The organism is Streptomyces pactum, assembly GCF_002005225.1.
Lineage (GTDB): Bacteria > Actinomycetota > Actinomycetes > Streptomycetales > Streptomycetaceae > Streptomyces > Streptomyces pactum_A.
The window spans coordinates 3,695,891-3,713,803 of record NZ_CP019724.1 but is presented as its reverse complement, the minus strand read 5'-3'; the positions used below and the strand labels follow the sequence as shown (position 1 = coordinate 3,713,803).

Annotated in this window: 16 protein-coding genes; 5 read left to right on the top strand and 11 right to left on the bottom strand. The window is 71.9% G+C overall.

Annotated features, from left to right (window positions below):
• Positions 1-3 precede the first annotated feature (3 nt).
• From B1H29_RS15385 to B1H29_RS15375, 3 genes are all read left to right on the top strand, one after another.
• The gene (locus B1H29_RS15385; RefSeq protein ID WP_055418435.1) at positions 4-1,233 is read left to right on the top strand and encodes a LolA family protein; all 1,230 of its coding nucleotides are present in this window, start codon (positions 4-6) and stop codon (positions 1,231-1,233) included.
• Positions 1,234-1,369: 136 nt separating this feature from the next.
• Positions 1,370-2,356, top strand: a complete 987-nt coding sequence (locus tag B1H29_RS15380; RefSeq protein ID WP_055418434.1) for an ABC transporter ATP-binding protein — start codon at positions 1,370-1,372, stop codon at positions 2,354-2,356.
• Positions 2,343-3,320, top strand: coding sequence for an ABC transporter permease (locus B1H29_RS15375; RefSeq protein ID WP_234393020.1), 978 nt, complete (start codon positions 2,343-2,345; stop codon positions 3,318-3,320). Before B1H29_RS15380 ends, B1H29_RS15375 begins: the two co-directional genes overlap by 14 nt.
• A 19-nt stretch (positions 3,321-3,339) precedes the next feature.
• Here B1H29_RS15375 and B1H29_RS15370 read toward each other — a convergent pair whose 3' ends face one another.
• Together B1H29_RS15370 and B1H29_RS15365 are read right to left on the bottom strand one after the other, a co-directional pair.
• Entirely contained in the window at positions 3,340-3,942 is a 603-nt protein-coding gene (locus B1H29_RS15370) for a flavodoxin family protein (protein ID WP_055418432.1), read from the bottom strand.
• 103 nt (positions 3,943-4,045) lie between these two features.
• Positions 4,046-4,447, bottom strand: a complete 402-nt coding sequence (locus B1H29_RS15365; protein WP_234393019.1) for a hypothetical protein — start codon at positions 4,445-4,447, stop codon at positions 4,046-4,048.
• A 194-nt stretch (positions 4,448-4,641) separates the two neighbouring features.
• Between B1H29_RS15365 and B1H29_RS15360 the strand changes: the two genes are divergently transcribed.
• Positions 4,642-5,844 carry a hypothetical protein gene (locus B1H29_RS15360; protein ID WP_055418431.1) on the top strand — a complete coding sequence of 401 codons (1,203 nt, stop codon included), beginning with the start codon at positions 4,642-4,644 and terminating at the stop codon, positions 5,842-5,844.
• A 33-nt stretch (positions 5,845-5,877) separates the two neighbouring features.
• On the opposite strand, the gene B1H29_RS15355 is transcribed toward B1H29_RS15360, so the two are convergent.
• Both B1H29_RS15355 and B1H29_RS15350 read right to left on the bottom strand, forming a co-directional pair.
• Entirely contained in the window at positions 5,878-6,834 is a 957-nt protein-coding gene (locus B1H29_RS15355; protein ID WP_055418430.1) for a M28 family metallopeptidase, read from the bottom strand.
• A 285-nt stretch (positions 6,835-7,119) separates the two neighbouring features.
• Positions 7,120-7,590, bottom strand: a complete 471-nt coding sequence (locus B1H29_RS15350) for a VOC family protein (protein ID WP_055418429.1) — start codon at positions 7,588-7,590, stop codon at positions 7,120-7,122.
• Positions 7,591-7,626: 36 nt separating this feature from the next.
• Between B1H29_RS15350 and B1H29_RS15345 the strand changes: the two genes are divergently transcribed.
• The gene (locus tag B1H29_RS15345) at positions 7,627-8,253 is read left to right on the top strand and encodes a CGNR zinc finger domain-containing protein (protein WP_199832359.1); all 627 of its coding nucleotides are present in this window, start codon (positions 7,627-7,629) and stop codon (positions 8,251-8,253) included.
• A 29-nt stretch (positions 8,254-8,282) separates the two neighbouring features.
• Here B1H29_RS15345 and rarD read toward each other — a convergent pair whose 3' ends face one another.
• From rarD to B1H29_RS15310, 7 genes are all read right to left on the bottom strand, one after another.
• Positions 8,283-9,329 (bottom strand): EamA family transporter RarD, encoded by a 1,047-nt coding sequence (rarD, locus tag B1H29_RS15340; RefSeq protein ID WP_055418428.1) that lies wholly within the window; start codon positions 9,327-9,329, stop codon positions 8,283-8,285.
• A gap of 264 nt (positions 9,330-9,593) precedes the next feature.
• Positions 9,594-10,448 carry an SDR family oxidoreductase gene (locus B1H29_RS15335; protein WP_055418427.1) on the bottom strand — a complete coding sequence of 285 codons (855 nt, stop codon included), beginning with the start codon at positions 10,446-10,448 and terminating at the stop codon, positions 9,594-9,596.
• A gap of 217 nt (positions 10,449-10,665) precedes the next feature.
• The gene (locus tag B1H29_RS15330) at positions 10,666-11,715 is read right to left on the bottom strand and encodes a 2-oxoacid:ferredoxin oxidoreductase subunit beta (protein ID WP_055418426.1); all 1,050 of its coding nucleotides are present in this window, start codon (positions 11,713-11,715) and stop codon (positions 10,666-10,668) included.
• The gene (locus tag B1H29_RS15325) at positions 11,708-13,636 is read right to left on the bottom strand and encodes a 2-oxoacid:acceptor oxidoreductase subunit alpha (protein ID WP_079160238.1); all 1,929 of its coding nucleotides are present in this window, start codon (positions 13,634-13,636) and stop codon (positions 11,708-11,710) included. The genes B1H29_RS15330 and B1H29_RS15325 overlap by 8 nt, the downstream gene beginning before the upstream one ends.
• A 290-nt stretch (positions 13,637-13,926) precedes the next feature.
• Positions 13,927-14,586, bottom strand: coding sequence for a response regulator transcription factor (locus B1H29_RS15320; protein ID WP_055418422.1), 660 nt, complete (start codon positions 14,584-14,586; stop codon positions 13,927-13,929).
• A 399-nt stretch (positions 14,587-14,985) separates the two neighbouring features.
• A complete protein-coding gene (locus tag B1H29_RS15315; RefSeq protein ID WP_055418421.1) occupies positions 14,986-16,353 on the bottom strand; it encodes a sensor histidine kinase in 1,368 nt (455 codons plus the stop codon).
• 196 nt (positions 16,354-16,549) lie between these two features.
• Entirely contained in the window at positions 16,550-17,806 is a 1,257-nt protein-coding gene (locus tag B1H29_RS15310) for a sensor histidine kinase (protein WP_055418420.1), read from the bottom strand.
• Positions 17,807-17,913 lie beyond the last annotated feature (107 nt).

Below are 17,913 nucleotides of genomic sequence, written 5' to 3'. Positions count from 1 at the left end.
ACAATGGCACCGATCGATTCCGACGACAGCACGACCGCCGGGGCGGGCGAGGGCCTGCGGTCCGGACGGCGCAGGGCCGCGCGGTACGTCGTCCCGGTCGCGGTGATGGGAGTGGCGGCCGCGACGATCGGGCTCGTCCCCGCGCTCGCCGACTCCGGGGACCCCGACCTGCCGGAGATCACGGCGCAGCAGCTCATCGAGAAGATCGCCAAGTCGGACGTCGAGCAGTTGTCCGGCACGGTCAAGATCAGCACGGACCTGGGCCTGCCGGACCTCGGCGGCCTGGAGAGCGGCCTGATGTCCGGAATGTCTGGTGGTCCGGGGTCGGGCGGGGACGAGGACGGCTCCGCCGCCGACCCGTCGGCCAAGCTCACCGAGCTGGTCTCCGGCACCCACACGCTCCGGGTCGCCGCCGACGGCCCCGACCGGCAGAAGCTGTCCCTGCTGGAGAACGCCGCCGAGTACAGCCTGATCCACAACGGCAAGGACGTCTGGGGCTACGACAGCGAGTCCAACGAGGTGTACCACTCGACCGCGTCCGGCAGCGCCGAGCAGCCCCACAAGGAGGCGCCGGTCACCCCGAAGGACTTCGCCGACCAGGCCCTCAAGGCGGTCGACGACACCACGTCCGTGACCGTCGACGGCACCGCGCAGGTGGCCGGCCGGGACGCGTACCGACTGGTGATCAAGCCCAAGCAGGACGGTTCCACGGTCGGCGCCGTCAGCGTCGCGGTGGACGCGAAGACCGGCATGCCGCTGAAGTTCACGCTGACCCCGTCGAGCGGCGGCGCGGCCGTCGTGGACGCGGGCTTCACCAAGGTCAGCTTCGCGCAGCCGGACGCGTCGACGTTCGACTTCACGCCGCCCAAGGGTGCGAAGGTCACAGAGGCCGACGAGGCGGCCGAGGCGGCGGAGCACGGCCGGGAGGCGGGGGGCGGCCTCGCCGAGGAGATGGACGGTCTGAAGGGGACGGACGGCCTGAAGGTCATCGGCGAAGGCTGGAACTCGATCGCCACCTTCGACACCGGTGGCCAGGGTCTGCCCACGGCCTCCGCGGGCGGCGACCTCGGTGGCTTCCTCGGCTCCTTCGGCGACCAGGTCAAGGGTGACTTCGGATCCGGCACGGTCTTCAAGACCCGTCTGGTCAACGCCCTGATCACGGACGACGGCAAGGTCTACGCCGGCGCGGTCACCAAGGACGCGCTGGTGAAGGCGGCCGACGCGGCCCAGTAGGCGTCGGACGGGAGCCGTGTCCGTACGGGGCGGTGTCCTTACGAGGCAGTGTTCGTACGGGGCGGTGTCCGTACGGGGCGGTGTCCGTACGGAGCGGTGGTCAGCATGGAGCGGTGACGACGAAGTGAGGGAGCCGGTGGCCGAAGCGTCCGCCACGGAAGCGGGGAGCCCGGGCCAGGCGAGCGGCGCGGACGACGCCGTCATCTCGACCCGGGCGCTCACCAAGCGCTACCGCGGCGGACAGCTCGCCGTCGACGGTCTGGACCTGACCGTTCCGGCGGGCAGCGTCTTCGGCTTCCTCGGTCCCAACGGTTCCGGCAAGACCACCACCATCCGCATGCTGATGGGCCTGATCGAGCCGACCTCGGGCACCGCCCGCGTACTGGGCCGGCCCATGCCGCGCGCCGCCCGCACCGTGCTGCCCCAGGTCGGCGCCCTCATCGAGGGGCCCGCCCTGTACGGCTTCCTCTCCGGGCGCGACAACCTGCTGCGCTACGACGCCGCCGACCCGGCCGCAGACCCGCGCACCCGGCGCGAGCGCGTCGCGGTGGCGCTGGACCGGGTGGGCCTCGCGGCCGCCGCCGGCAAGAAGGCGAAGGCGTACTCGCTCGGCATGAAGCAGCGGCTCGGACTCGCGGCTGCGCTGCTCCAGCCGCGCCGCCTGCTCGTCCTGGACGAGCCGACCAACGGGCTCGACCCTCAGGGCATGCGCGAGATCCGCGCGCTCGTGCGCGAACTGGCCTCCGACGGCACCACCGTCTTCCTCTCCTCCCACCTGCTGGACGAGATCGAGCAGGTCTGCACGCACGCCGCCGTGATGGCGCAGGGGCGGCTGATCACCCAGGGTCCGGTCGCCGACCTGGCGGCCGGGGCGCGCGGGCGGCTGGTGGTGACCACGCCGGACACGGGGGAGGCCGCCCGGGTGCTGAAGGAGCACGGAGCCGGGGACGTCGCGGTCGCCGAGGACCGGGTGACGGCGGAACCACCGGACCGCGACCTCGCCGACCTGAACGCCGCCCTGGTCGCGGCCGGCGTCCGGGTCCGCGGCTTCGGAGTGGAACGCGCCTCACTGGAGGACGCGTTCGTGGCGCTGACCGGGGAGGGCTTCGATGTCGCGGGCTGAGGGGCCGGGGACTGAGGTGCCGGGGACTGAGGCGCCGCGGGCCGGGGCGCCGTGGGCGGCGGAGCGGGCGCCGCGGGCCGGGGTGCCGAGCGCGGTGCGCGCCCCGAGCCCGCTGTGGTCCTTCGGGCTGCTCCGCAGCGAACTGCTGATCACCTTCCGGCGCTGGCGCACCCTCGCCCTCCTGGGCGTGCTGGCCGCCGTGCCGGTCCTGGTGGGGATCGCCGTGAAGATCGAGACGAGCGACGGGGCGTCGTTCGGTGGCGGTGGCGGTGGCGGAGGTGGCGGCGGCGCGGGCCCGGCGTTCATCTCGCAGATCAGCAACAACGGCCTGTTCCTGGTCTTCACCGCGCTCGCCGCGACCCTCCCGTTCTTCCTGCCGATGGCCGTCGGTGTCGTCGCGGGCGACGCGATCGCGGGCGAGGCGAGCGCGGGCACCCTGCGCTACCTCCTGGTCGCCCCGGCCGGCCGCACCCGCCTGCTGCTCACCAAGTACGCCACGGTGATCGCGTTCTGCCTCGCCGCCACGCTGGTGGTCGCGGTCTCGGCGCTCGCTGTCGGAGCGCTGTTGTTCCCGGTCGGCGAACTGACCACCATCTCCGGCACCCGGATCACCTACGCCGAGGGCCTGGGCCGCGCCCTGCTGATCGCCCTGGTCGTGGCCGCCTCTCTCGTCGGCGTCGCGGCCCTCGGCCTGTTCGTCTCGACCCTGACCGGCAGCGGCATCGCGGCGATGGCGACCACGGTCGGGCTGCTGATCACCGTCCAGATCCTCGACCAGATCCCGCAGCTCGACGCGCTCCGGCCGTACTTCTTCTCGCACTACTGGCTGTCCTTCGCCGACCTGATGCGCGAACCGGTCTACTGGGACGACCTGGTGAAGAACCTGGGCCTCCAGGCCCTCTACGCGGCGGTGTTCGGCTCGGCGGCCTGGGCGCGGTTCACGACGAAGGACATCACGTCGTAGGACATCACGTCGTAGGACATCACGTCGTAGGACGGACCTCCGTGCGGTCGTACGGGAAACGGGCGAGCGGTGCATCCTGCGCGAAGAAGGTCTTGGCGCGGGTCAGGGCCTCGGTGTCGTTCAGGACGTCGCCGGGCTTGCTGCCGTTGCCGAGCAGCACCCCGCCGAAACGCATGCCCATGTAGGCCGCCGAGTTGCTCAGGCTGCCGATCAGCGGGTCGGCGACCTCCCGCTCCTGGTGCGCGAGGGCGGTGACGCCCCACAGGGTGCGGCCGGCCAGGGTCGCCTTGAAGTCGAGGCCGGGGGTGCGCAGCCAGCCGGACCAGTAGTCGAGGTAGCGCTTGACGGGGGCGGACAGCGAGTACCAGTACAGCGGCGAGGCGATCACGAGGTCCGTGGCGGCGACGGTGGCGTCGAGCAGCAGGCCCGCGCTGCCCTCCGTGGGGCGGACGTGGTCGCTGTCGTGCCGCAGGTCCTCGAACTCGGGCAGCGGGTGTTCGGTCAGGTCGATCCACCGCTGCTCGGTGTCCGCGGGCAGTTGCTCGGCGGCACGGCGGGCGAGCAGTTCGGTGTTGCCGCCGGGGCGGCTGCTGCCGAGCAGGAAGAGGAAGCGGCGGTTCATGGGGTCTCCCCGATTGGTTGGGGTGCGCGAATACCAGCACCTGCATTATATGCACACGCAAGCAATGTGTGCGCAAGGAATAGTCCATCGGACGTCGGAAGGCTCAGCGCACCCGTCCGGTGCGGCCGGCCAGGGTGTCCGTGCCTCGTGGAGGGCGTCCGTCCACCTCACCGAGGCGCCAGGCGGGAACCCATGGAACGCGGTGGACGTCCACCACCGCTTCGAGCAGCCTCACGCGCTGGGCGAGCGGCCGGGGCAGCCGCCCGGGCGCGTCCGCGACGAGGACGCCGGAGTCGAGACCGAGCCCCGCCGGAACCCGCCCGCGCCGGAAGGCCGCCACGGCACGGTCGACCGCCGCCAGCCCGGCCGCGTGCGTACGGGCGACGAGGAGCACCGACGGCGGGTCGCCGGGGCCGGGCCAGTCGCGCCCGCAGTCCTGCCCGCCGTACACCGCGGCGAGCGTCGAGACACCGGCGCCGCCGTGCCCGGTCCCCTCCCGCCTCACGCCCCCCGCGTGCCCGCCCCCTCTGGACTCGCGGACACCGACGTGACCTCCTGGAACGAGCCTGTGACACCCCGGTGACGCGAGAATCGCGAGCGAGCGGAGAGACTCGACAGCAGGTGTACGACAGGCATGACAGGCTCTGGACGGCAGGGAAGCGAAACCGCCGACGGAAGCCGCCGATGAGTGGGGGAACGATGTCTCGACTCGGCCGCGAGAAACAGCGGGACCAAGAGGGCGCCGAGCGCTCGCCCGCTCCTGCGGCGACGCCGATCGACGTTCGCGTGCCGGTGGCCGATTCCGGCCCCCGCAGCGCTTCGGTCGACGGCTCACCGGTCGTCGCGGCCCCCGGCGAGGAGATCCAGAACGCCGTCCTGAACCGCCTCCACCGCCTCGCCCTCGCCGCCGGCCGCCCCGTTCTCGCCACGGTCCACGACGAGCGCATCGGCTACTCCGTCCCGCTCCGCGTCGACCCGGACGGCTCCAGTCACCTCGCCGCGGAACCGGTGCCGACCGTTCCCGGGGGGCCCGCCGTACAGCGTGACCGGCACACTCACGTCCTGCGGCCGGTGGAGCCGGTGCGGGACGGCGACCCGACGGATAGCCTCCCGACGACGCCCGGGCCGCAGGGGGCGCCGGCCGGCGAGTCCGCCCCGACGTTCACGCTGCGCGCCCTGCCGGAACCGGCCGCGGGCCCGGCGCCCGGTACGGTGGCGCCGCCGACGGGGGAGTTCGGACCGCCGCCCCGGATGGACGGTGTTTCGGCGACCGGCGCCTCCGACAGTTCGACGCCGCCGCCCACGCGTGGGCCGGTTGTCGACGTCGTCCCCGACCCCGACCCGGATCCCGACCCCAAGCCCACCCCCGCACGCGGCTTCGACGCCGTGGCCGAGGCCGTGCTCGGTGACGAACCGCTCACCGCACCCGGCGACGCCACCGCCCCCGCGCTCCTCGCCGAGCCGACGGCCCGTATCAACGAGGCCGTCAAGGAGGGACGTACGGAGTCGGCCGCGCGACTGGCGGAGCAGACCGTGGCCGAAGCCTCGGCAACGCTGGGGCCGGAGCACCCGGAGGTACTCCGGCTCCGCGAACTCACCGCCTACATCGCCTACTTGTCGGGCGACCCGGACCACGCCCTCCGCGTCTCCCTGGACCTGGTCCGGATTCACCGCCGCGCGGGCGACCCGGAGGCGGCGTACGGCAACGTGCAGAGCGCGGCCACCGCCTGGCGCGCCGTGCGCGACCCGGCACGGGGCCTGGAGCTGGGGCACGAGCTGGTCGGCCTGTGGAGCGAACTCGCCGCCGAGGAGGGCCCGGCCGCCGCGGACTCCGAGCAACTGGAGTCCGCCCGCAACCGCATGGGCCGCCTCGCCGAACGCGCCCGCGCCCGGACCGGCTGACCGGGCGGGCCTCGGGGAGGCGGGGTGCCGGCCCTACCGCGACAGTTCCCACATCGCGTACGCGACGGCGTCGCTGTTGCGGTTCAGGGCCGTGTCGTTGATGTTGGCGGTCGTGTCGCAGGACGAGTGGTAGCAGCGGTCGAACGGCTGGCCCGCTGTGCCGCCCCACTTGGCCGCCTGCGCGGACGTCTTCCGGTAGTCGGCGCCGCTGAAGAGGCCGCCGACGGGGACGCCCGCGTTCTTGAAGGGTGCGTGGTCGGAGCGGCCGTCGCCCTCGGTCTCGATCTCCGTGGAGATGCCGAGGCCCGCGAAGTACTCCTGGAAGGTCTGCTCGATCGTGGGATCGTCGTCGTAGACGAAGTAACCGGGGTTGGGCGAACCGATCATGTCGAAGTTCAGGTAGCCGTTGATCTTCGCGCGGCCGGCGGAACCGAGGCTGTTGACGTAGTAGCGGGAGCCGACCAGTCCGAGTTCCTCCGCGCCCCACCAGGCGAAACGCAGGTGCTTGGTGGGCTGGTGGCCGGAGCGGGCGACGGCGAGCGCGGTCTCCAGGACGGCTGCGGAGCCGGAGGCGTTGTCGTTGATGCCGGGGCCGGAGGAGACGCTGTCCAGGTGTGACCCGGCCATGACAACCTGATTCGCGTCGCCGCCGGGCCAGTCGGCTATCAGGTTGTAGCCGGTGCGGCCGGACGCGGTGAAGCGCTGGACGGTGGTGGTGAACCCGGCCGCGTCCAGCTTGGCCTTCACGTAGTTGAGCGAGGCCTGGTAGCCGGGGCGGCCGTGGGCGCGGTTGCCGCCGTTCGCCGTGGCGATCGACTGCAGTTGCGTCAGGTGGGCCTTGACGTTGGCTATCGGTATGTCGGGCGCGGCGAGTGCCGCGGGTGCGGTGTCGGCCGCGGGTGCGGCGCCGGCCATCGATCCGCCGCTGATGAGAGTGGCGACCGCGACGGCACCGGCCGCCAGCGCACGCCCGGAACGGGGGAGCTTCATGTGGGGGGCTCCGGATTCCTAGGGAGGCCCTGGGGAGGGGACTCCGCAGTGAATGGGGTGCCTGGATGGTGTGGCCGGTGCTGACCGACCGTCAAGACCGCTATTCGGCCACGGTGTCGCGTATATCGGAAGCCCCTGGTGACGCCCGGCCGGGCGGTGGAAGCCGTGTGCTGCCGGCGGTGGAAGCCACGTACTGCCGACGGTGCAAGCCGCATACTGCCGGGCGCGGAGGACGCATACTGCCGGGCGCGGAGGACGCATCCTGGTGGGCGCGGAGAGAGCGTCCTAGTGGACGCAGAACTCGTTCCCCTCGGGGTCCGCCATCAGCATCCACTCCCCGCCCGGTTCCTTCACGTGCCGCAGGACGCTCGCTCCCAGCGCCTCCAGCCGGGTGACCTCCTCCTCGCGCCGCCCCTCGCCCGGGTGCAGGTCGAGGTGGAGCCGGTTCTTGCCGGTCTTGGCCTCCGGCACCCGCTGGAACAGCAGCCGTCGTCCCAGCCCGGTGCCGCTCTCCTCCTGGTAGGGGTCGTCGGGGTGCCGTACGGCGGCCAGGTCCCGCCAGGCGCGGCGGCCGTGGGACTCGACGGTCAACTCGGCCGGTACGGCCCCGAAACCCAGCAGCTTCTCGATGAGCGCGCTGTTGTCCTCCACCTCGTAATGGAGGGCGGCGGCCCAGAAGTCCGCCTGCGCGTGCGGGGCGGTGGCGTCGATGACGATCTTGAAGTGCAGGGGGGCCGGTCCAGAGGTCGATGTCATGTAACCAGTTATAGTGGTTACATGAGTGAGCGGGCAATGGAATCGCCGAAACCGTCCGCGGGTCCGCCCGGTTCCCCCGGGCTGACGCTGCTGTCGCACGAGGGCAAGCCGTACCGCTTCGACCCTGGTGCGCTCTGTCTCGAACTGCTGACGACGGGCGGGCCGGGCGCCTACGCGCGCTGGGAGGTGCTGCACGAGCCCGCCGACCTGGCCGCGTGGGCCGGCCGGAGCAGACTGCCGGAGGGGCTGGATCCGGCCGTCGAACAGACCGATGTGGAGCGGGCCCGGGCCCTGCGCGACGCCCTCTTCCTGCTCACCGCGGACCGTGCGCACGGACGCCCGCTCCGGGCCGAGCACCTGGGCGCCGTCAACGCGGCGGCGGCCGGGCCCCCGCTCGTCGCCCGCATCGAGGCGGACGGCACCCGCGGGTGGGCCCCGGGCGCCACGGGCGCCCGTCTGCTGTCGACGGTCGCGCGCGACGCGGTCGAGCTGTTCACCGGTCCGTACGCCGACCGCATCCGGGAGTGCGGTGCCCACGACTGCCGGCTGCTCTTCGTCGACACCTCGCGCCCGGGCCGCCGCCGCTGGTGCGCGATGGAGCACTGCGGCAACCGGGAGAAGGCGCGGGCCCACCGCGCGCGCCGGGCGCCCGGGACGGGGTGACGACGGACAGCGGCGGGGCGACCGGGCCGCTACGGCTTCCTTGCCGCCGTGTCGAGCTGCTCCGACCCGACGGAACCGGGGGCCGGCGCTCCGGAGGCCACGATTCCCGACTCCCGCGGGGCGCCCCCCTTGACCGGTGTCACGCCCGCGCCCGCTTGGTCCAGGTGCGCCCTGAGCGTCCGGGCGGTTCGGTGGGCGGTGCGCAGGGCGTCCCAGGTGAGCAGGGTGAGCGCCAGCCACACCAGCCCGAAGCCGGCCCAGCGCTCGGGCGGCATGGCCTCGCCGAAGTAGAGGACGCCGAGCAGGAACTGGAAGACCGGGGCCAGGTACTGCAGCAGCCCCAGCGTGGACAGCGGTACGCGGATCGCCGCCGCGCCGAAGCAGACCATGGGGATCGCGGTGACCACGCCGGTCGCGGCGAGCAGGGCCGCGTGTCCCGCGCCCTCGGTGGTGAAGGTGGAGTCGCCCTGTGCGCCCAGCCACAGCAGATAGCCGAGCGCGGGCAGGAACTGGATCGCCGTCTCCGCGGCCAGCGACTCGACGCCGCCCAGATTGACCTTCTTCTTCACCAGTCCGTACGTGGCGAAGGAGAGGGCGAGGCAGAGGGAGATCCACGGCGGCTGGCCGTAGCCGACGGTGAGGACGAGCACGGCCGCGAAGCCGGTCCCGACCGCCGCCCACTGGGCGGGCCGCAGCCGTTCCTTCAGCAGCAGTACGCCCATCGCGATGGTGACCAGCGGGTTGATGAAGTACCCGAGCGAGGCCTCGACGACATGGCCGCTGTTCACGGCCCAGATGTAGACGCCCCAGTTGACGGTGATGACCGCGGCGGCCACGGTGACCAGGGCGAGCCTGCGCGGCTGCCGCAGCAGCTCGCCGGCCCAGGCCCAGCGCCGTACGACGAGCAGGGCGACGCCGACGAAGGCGAGCGACCACACCATCCGGTGGGCGAGGATCTCCCCGGCCCCGGCGGGCTTGAGCAGCGGCCAGAACAGTGGGACCAGCCCCCACATCCCGTACGCCGCGAAGCCGTTCAGCAGGCCTATTCGCTGCTCACTCCTCGACGACCCGGCCACGGGCACCTCCTTCTCGCGTTCGGCATGCCGCAACGGATGCATGCCAGGACGAAGGTAACGCCGCACCCGGCCGCCTGTCATGCCCGTATCGGCATACGGTCATGACAGACGGGGGTGAGTGTTGCGGAGGTCCGGCCCGCCGTCGAAGCCCGCCATCGAAGCCCGCGACCGAGGGGCCGTGGCCGAGGTCCGCGTTCGAGGCGTGTGGTCGAGCCCGCGTTCGAGGCGTGTGGTCGGGCCCGCGGCCGAGGCGTGTGGTCGAGGTCAGCTCTTGAGCGCTGCGGCGACGGCCTCGGCGAGCGGCGTGGTCGGCCGGCCGGCCAGCCGGGACAGGTCACCGGTGGAGACGACCAGCTCGCCCTTCTCGATGGCGGCGTCCACGCCGGCGAAGACGTCCGCCAGCGGCCCGGGCACCCCGGCGCCGGTGAGGATTCCGGTGTAGGCCTCGATGGAGACGGGGTTGTAGACGATTTCCTCGCCCGTCTGCCGGCTCAGCTCGGCGGCGTACTCGGCGAAGCTCCAGGCCTCGTCACCGCCCAGCTCGTACGCCGTGTTCTCGTGGCCCTCGCCGGTCAGTACGGTGACGGCCGCGGCCGCGTAGTCGGCGCGGGAGGCGGAGGAGACCCGGCCCTCGCCGGCCGCCTGCACGACGGCGCCGTGCTCCAGGACCGGGGCGAGCTGCTCGGTGTAGTTCTCGTGGTACCAGCCGTTGCGCAGCAGCACGTACGGCACGCCCGAGCCGACCAGCACCTCCTCGGTGGCGCGGTGGTCGTCGGCGAGCGCGGCCGTGAGGCTGCTGGGGGCGCTGGTGTAGGCGAGCAGGGCGACGCCGGCCTTCCTGGCCGCGTCGATGACGACCGTGTGCTGCTGGACGCGGCCCTGGTCGAACTCGTTGCCGGAGATCAGCAGTACCCGGTCGCCGGCCGCGAACAGGGCGTCGAAGGTCTCGGGGGAGTTGTAGTCGGCGATGGCGAGCCGTACGCCGCGGGCGGCGAGGTCGGCGGCCCTGTCGCGGTCGCGGACGACCGCGGTGACCTGGTCCGCCGGCACCTTCTCCAGTAGCTGCCGTACGACGTGGCGGCCGAGGTGTCCGGTTGCTCCGGTGACGACGATGCTCATGGCTTCTGTACTCCTTGTGGGGGTGCGATGCCACCAACCCTAAAGGCAGCGCTAACTACAGGATAGTGCCCACTTTAAAGTTAGGTACTTACCGGTAGGTAAGTATGTGGGCGCGTGGCAGTCAGCCCGAGGAGTCGGGGCCCGGGCGGCATGGCAAGGGGAGAGGCCCGGACGGAAGCGTCCGGGCCTCTCCCCTCGCCATGCACCGTCGCCGGCGCTAGCCGACCACGGTCCAGGTGTCGCCGCCGGCGAGCAGCGCCGCCAGGTCGCCCTTGCCGTTCTGTTCGATGGCGGTGTCGAGCTGGTCGGACATGAGGGTGTCGTACACGGGCCGGTCGACGGAGCGCAGGACGCCGATCGGGGTGTGGTGCAGGGTGTCCGGGTCGGCGAGCCGGGACAAGGCGAAGGCGGTGGTCGGGGACGCGGCGTGGGCGTCGTGGACCAGGACGTCCGCCTCGTTGTCCGCGGTGACGGTGACGACCTTCAGGTCACCGGTCTGCGGGTCCCGCACGACGCCCTTCGTCCCGTCGGTGCCGAAGCGGATCGGCTGCCCGTGTTCGAGGCGGATCACCGCCTCCTCGGCCTGCTGTCTGTCCTTGAGGGCTTCGAAGGCGCCGTCGTTGAAGATGTTGCAGTTCTGGTAGATCTCGACCAGGGCCGTGCCCGGGTGGTCGGCGGCCTGTCGCAGGACCTCGGTGAGGTGCTTGCGGTCCGAGTCGACGGTCCGGGCGACGAAGGAGGCCTCCGCGCCGATGGCCAGGGAGACCGGGTTGAAGGGCGCGTCCAGGGACCCCATCGGGGTGGACTTGGTGATCTTCCCGACCTCGGAGGTGGGGGAGTACTGGCCCTTGGTCAGGCCGTAGATCCGGTTGTTGAACAACAGGATCTTGAGATTGACGTTGCGGCGCAGGGCGTGGATCAGGTGGTTGCCGCCGATGGAGAGCGCGTCACCGTCTCCGGTGACGACCCAGACGGACAGGTCGCGGCGGGAGGCGGCGAGGCCGGTGGCGATGGCGGGGGCGCGGCCGTGGATGGAGTGCATCCCGTACGTGTTCATGTAGTACGGGAAGCGGGAGGAACAGCCGATGCCGGAGACGAAGACGATGTTCTCCTTCGCCAGGCCGAGCTGGGGCATGAAGCCCTGCACGGCGGCGAGGATGGCGTAGTCACCGCAGCCGGGGCACCAGCGCACTTCCTGATCCGACTTGAAGTCCTTCATGGACTGCTTGCCCTCGGCCCGGGGGACCAGCTTCAGTGCCTCAGCCATCGATGGCCTCCTTCAGGACCGTGGCGAGCTGTTCCGCCTTGAACGGCATGCCGTTGACCTGGTTGTACGACTGCGCGTCGACCAGGTATTTCGCCCGGATGAGGGTGGCGAGCTGGCCGAGGTTCATCTCGGGGATCACCACCTTGTCGTACCGCTTGAGAACCGCGCCGAGGTTGTGCGGGAACGGGTTGAGGTGGCGCAGGTGCGCCTGCGCGACGGCCTCCCCGGCGCCCCGCAGCCGGCGCACGGCGGCGGTGATGGGGCCGTACGTCGAGCCCCAGCCCAGCACCAGGGTCCCGGCGCCGTCCGGGTCGTCGACCTCCAGGTCGGGGACGTCGATGCCGTCGATCTTGGCCTGGCGGGTGCGGACCATGAGGTCGTGGTTGGCCGGGTCGTAGGAGATGTTCCCCGTGCCGTCCTGCTTCTCGATGCCGCCGATCCGGTGCTCCAGCCCCGGGGTGCCCGGCACCGCCCAGGGGCGGGCGAGGGTGTGCGGGTCGCGCTTGTAGGGCCAGAAGACCTCGGTGCCGTCGTCCAGGGTGTGGTTCGGGCCCTGCGCGAACCGCACCGCGAGATCCGGCAGCTCGTCCGGCTCCGGGATCCGCCACGGCTCACTGCCGTTGGCCAGGTAGCCGTCCGAGAGGAGGAAGACCGGAGTGCGGTAGGTCAGTGCGATCCGCGCCGCCTCCAGCGCCGCGTCGAAGCAGTCCGCCGGGGTGCGGGGGGCGACGACCGGGACCGGCGCCTCGCCGTTGCGCCCGTACATCGCCTGGAGCAGGTCCGCCTGCTCCGTCTTGGTCGGCAGACCGGTCGACGGCCCGCCGCGCTGGATGTCCACCACCAGCAACGGCAGTTCCAGGGAGACCGCGAGCCCGATGGTCTCGCTCTTGAGCGCCACCCCCGGACCGCTCGTCGTCGTCACGGCCAGCGAGCCGCCGAAGGCGGCCCCCAACGCCGCGCCGATGCCGGCGATCTCGTCCTCGGCCTGGAAGCTCCGCACGCCGAAGTTCTTGTGCTTGCTGAGCTCGTGCAGGATGTCCGAGGCCGGGGTGATCGGGTACGAGCCGAGGAAGAGCGGCAGATCGGCCTGGCGTGAGGCGGCGATCAGGCCGTAGGCCAGGGCCAGGTTCCCGGAGATGTTGCGGTACACGCCGGGCGGGAACGCCTTCGCCGCCGGGGCGACCTCGTAGGAGACCGCGAAGTCCTCCGTCGTCTCCCCGAAGTTCCAGCCCGCCCGGTAGGCCGCGATGTTGGCCGCGGCGATGTCGGGCTTCTTGGCGAACTTCGACTTCAGGAACTTCTCGGTGCCCTCGGTGGGCCGGTGGTACATCCAGCTCAGCAGCCCGAGCGCGAACATGTTCTTGCTGCGCTCGGCCTCCTTGCGGGTGAGGTCGAACTCCTTGAGGGCCTCGACGGTCAGAGTGGTCAGCGGCACCGGATGCAGGTGGTAGCCGTCGAGCGAACCGTCCTCCAGCGGCGACGCGTCGTAGCCGACCTTCTGTATCGCCCGCTTGGTGAACTCGTCCGTGTTGACGATGATCTCCGCGCCGCGCGGCATGTCGTCGATGTTCGCCTTCAGCGCGGCCGGGTTCATCGCGACCAGCACGTTGGGGGCGTCGCCCGGGGTGAGGATGTCGTGGTCGGCGAAGTGCAACTGGAAGGACGAGACGCCCGGCAGCGTGCCGGCGGGCGCCCGGATCTCGGCCGGGAAGTTCGGCAGCGTCGAAAGGTCGTTGCCGAACGACGCGGTCTCCGAGGTGAAACGGTCGCCGGTGAGCTGCATCCCGTCGCCCGAGTCCCCCGCGAACCTGATGATCACCCGGTCCAGCCGGCGGACGTCCTTCGCCCCGACCGGTTTGCGCTGCTCTCCTACGACGGTTCCGTCGGCCTGCTCCGCTGGGCTGCTGACCTGGCTGGTCACTGAACTGGACCTCCCTCGAGGCGGCTGTCCGGGGACCGGTCTCCCACCGACCGTCCCGGGATCAACCCTACGTCCGCAGGTGTTGGCTTCCGGTGGACATTCGCATGATGGACACGACCTTGAGACGGCCCGCCGCTTCGGGATCTCACGTTCCCCCACCCCCTGGTACGCGTGACACTCGTGAAGACGCACCCCGCTCGTGCGCCGGTTCTCATTCGTTCGGATGAGCACCCGGGCCGGACCCGGGCCACCGGGCCCGTCGGCCGTTTCCGACGGGTGGGCCGCTGATGTCAGGAATTGAGATACGTCAGCACGGCGAGCACCCGCCGGTGATCACCCACGCTCGGGGACAGGCCCAGCTTCATGAAGATGTTGCTGACGTGCTTCTCGACGGCCCCGTCGCTCACCACGAGCTGCCGGGCGATCGCCGAGTTCGTCCGGCCCTCGGCCATGAGCCCCAGCACCTCCCGCTCCCGCGGGGTGAGTCCCGCCAGCACGTCCTGCTTGCGGCTGCGCCCGAGCAACTGCGCGACCACCTCCGGGTCCAGCGCCGTGCCGCCCTCCGCCACGCGCACGACCGCGTCCACGAACTCACGTACCTCGGCCACCCGGTCCTTCAGCAGGTAACCGACACCGCGGCTGGAACCGGCCAGCAGCTCCGTGGCGTACCGCTCCTCCACGTACTGGGACAGCACCAGTACGCCGAGACCGGGGTGCGCCTTGCGCAACTGCACCGAAGCACGCACCCCCTCGTCGGTGTGCGTCGGCGGCATCCGCACGTCCGCCACGACGACGTCCGGCAGCGCACCCTGCCCGTCCAGCTCGGTGATGGTCTTGATCAGTGCCTCACCGTCGCCGACACCGGCCACGACGTCGTGCCCGCGGTCGGTCAGCAACCGGGTCAGCCCCTCTCGGAGCAGCACTGAATCCTCGGCGATGACCACCCGCACCCTGTCCTCCACGATCCTCGGCCCCCCACAGCCCGTTCACCCCACGGCCCGCGCGGCCCGTGCCGCGTCCACGAACCGTCCGTGCGACGGGTCCAGCATCCCAGCATCGGAGGCCTGATGCGTTCGGACAACGGGAAAGAGAGCGGGAAGAGCGGGGCGTCAGTCCGGGGCCGGCTGCTCGGTGGCCGGTTTCCGATCACGCTGGCCGCCCTTTGAGGGCCGTGGCCGGGGCCGGGGCCCGGGGACCGGGGCGAGGGGGCGGGCGGGCCAGAGGGCTCTGCGGGGGTCTTCGGGCCGTCGCGGGGCTCTGAGGCGTCCCCGCGCGGGGCTCTGCGACGGTCTCCGCGATGGCCTGGCGACGGTCTCCGCGACGGCCATCGCGTCAGCCTTCGCGGCGGCTCACCCGGCCACCGGCTCGCTCCGCCACGGCAGCTCTGCCGTCACCCGCGTCGGTCCGCCGGCCGGCGAGTCCACCACGAGGATCCCGTCCACCGCGTCGAGCCGCTCCGCCAGTCCGGCCAGCCCCGACCCGGCCGACGCGTCCGCTCCGCCCACACCGTTGTCCACGACCTGGAGCATCAGCCGGTTCTCCACCCGCCAGACCTCCACGGCGGCCGACGTGGCCCGTGCGTGCTTGCTGATGTTCTGCAGCAGCTCCGACACCGTGAAGTACGCGATCCCCTCGATCGCCGACGCCGGCCGCTCCACCAGGTCGACCTCCACCCGCACCGGCACGGTGCAGCGCGAGGCGACCGCCGACAGTGCCGCGTCCAGGCCGCGGTCGGTCAGGACGGCGGGATGGATGCCCCTGGCCAGGTCCCGCAGCTCCTGGAGTGCCGTCTTCACCTCTCCGTGCGCCTCGTCCACCATGACCGCCGCCGCCCGCGGGTCCTCCCGCAGTTTCTCCTTGGCCAGACCCAGGTCCATGGCCAGGTTGACCAGGCGGGCCTGTGCGCCGTCGTGCAGGTCGCGCTCGATGCGCCGCAGGTCGGCCGCCGCCGTGTCGACCACGACCCCCCGGTCCGACTCCAGCTCCACCACCCGCGTCGCCAGCCGCGACGGTCCCAGCAGCCCGTGCACCATGAGCCGGTCCACCGTGGTCAACGCCCGGACGATCCACGGCGTCGCCAGCGTGAACAGCAGCCCGACCAGAGCGGTCACGGTGACCTCGAAGGGGTTGTCCAGGTAGACCTGGTGTGTCTCGTCGCCGTAGAGCTGGAGCCCGTCCTGGCCGGCGTACATCGGGAACACCCAGAACCACAGCGGGTACGTCAGCATCGCCCAGCCGAACGCCCAGACGTTCACGGCCACGACGAACGAGAACACCGACCACGGGAACTGCAGCACCGCGTACAGCAGACTCCGCCAGGAGGCGCCGCTCTTGAGCACGGCGCCCATCCAGCCCATCGCGCCCCGCTTCTTCAGCCGCAGCGGCTCCGGGTCGGGCACCCGCAGTCCCAGCAGGCCGCGCGCCCGCGCCCGTTCCATCGCGCCGAAACCCCGGCACCCGGCGAGTGCCGCCGCCAGCACCGGGACGCCCAGGAACGTCACCAGCAGTCCCGCTCCCAGCGACACCATCGTGACGGCGTACGTGAAGAGCAGGACGCCGATCGGCAGGCTCAGCAGCACATAGCCGAACTCGCGCCAGCTTCGTGCCTCGAACGGTGCCCGCAGCCCCGCCGGCAGCCGGTGACGTCGCGCACCGGTGTCCCCGGGGAAGCCGGGCCCGTTCCCGAACCCGTAACCCTGTCCGTAATCCGTGGCCATCGGTGCCGTCCCTCTCCTCGTCCTACGGCTGTGCCGTCGTAACTCCACCCTCCTCGGCCGCACACCCACGGGCCATGGAGCTCGTCGGCGTCTCAGGAGGGGGGTTTTCCCCACCCCCCGGGCCGAGACAGGTGGCGCCGCTCCGGTGCCTCGTGGTGGGTCACCTAGGGGCGCCGCTCCAGCGCCTCGCGGTGGGTCACCTCGGGCCGGAGGAGGCGGGGGAGGGGGCGTGGGCGCGGGCGTTGGCGGTGCTGTCGGCGTCCTCGCGGTCGCGCCAGGGCAGCTCGGCCGTCACCGTCGTCGGGCCGCCCTCCGGCGAGTCGACGACGAAGAGACCGTCGACGGAGGTCAGCCGGTCGGCGAGGCCCTTCATCCCCGTACCGCCGTCGAGGCGTGCGCCTCCGCGGCCGTCGTCCTCCACCTGTATGAGCAGTCGGTCGGACGACCGCCACACCTCCACCGAGGCGGACTTCGCCCCGCTGTGCTTGCTGACGTTCTGGAGCAGCTCCGAGACGGTGAAATAGGCGATTCCCTCGATGGCCGCCGCGGGGCGTTCCGTCAGGTCGACGGTCACCTTGACCGGCACGGTGCAGCGGGAGGCGACCGAGGACAGCGCCGCGTCCAGGCCGCGGTCGGTCAGGACGGCGGGATGGATGCCCCTGGCCAGGTCCCGCAGCTCCTGCAGGGCCAGCTTCACCTCTCCGTGCGCCTCGTCGACCATGGCCGCCGCCGCGTCGGGGTCCTCCAGGAGCTTCTCCTTGGCCAGACCCAGCCCCATGGCCAGGTTGACCAGGCGGGCCTGTGCGCCGTCGTGCAGGTCGCGCTCGATGCGCCGCAGGTCGGCCGCCGCCGTGTCCACCACGACCCCCCGGTCCGACTCCAGCTCGGCGATCCGCCGCTCCAGCTCGTCGGAAGGGGACAGGAACCCGCGCACCATCGCCCGGTCGGCGTTGGCCAGGCCCCGCGCGATGAACGGCAGCACCGGCCACAGCACGAACAACGACGTCAACGTGATGACGAAGGTGAGGATGCCCCAGGGGAGCCGTATGAAGTCGTACAGGACGGTGCGCCAGCCCACCGGGTCCTTCAGGGCCATCCACAACTGTGCGAAGAACCCCTCCCCGCGCCGCCACGGCAGCCGGCTCGGCTCGTCCACCCGCACCCCGAGCAGTGCCCGGGCCCGGGCCCGCTCCAGCCTGCCCAACTGCCGCGCGCCCAGCAGTCCGGCCGCCAGCAGCGGGAATCCGATCACCGTGACCGTCAACCCGGCACCGACGGCCAGCATCGTCACGACGTAGGTGAATCCGAGCAGCGACGCCGGGAGATTCGCCAGCAGGTGGGCGATCTCCTTCCAGGTGTGCCAGTCGTAGGCGAAACGGGCCGACGGCAGGCGGTCGCCGGTCGCTGCGCCGGTGGTCCCGGCGGGATTCGATGTCGAGAGACGTTCGGTCATACGAGTCAGCGTGCCGTGCGGCGCGGCGCCGCGCCATGAGGTGGACCGCCGGGATCCACTGAGGAAAACCCCACCCCCCGCGTCCCAAGGTGTGACGGGCTGCTTAC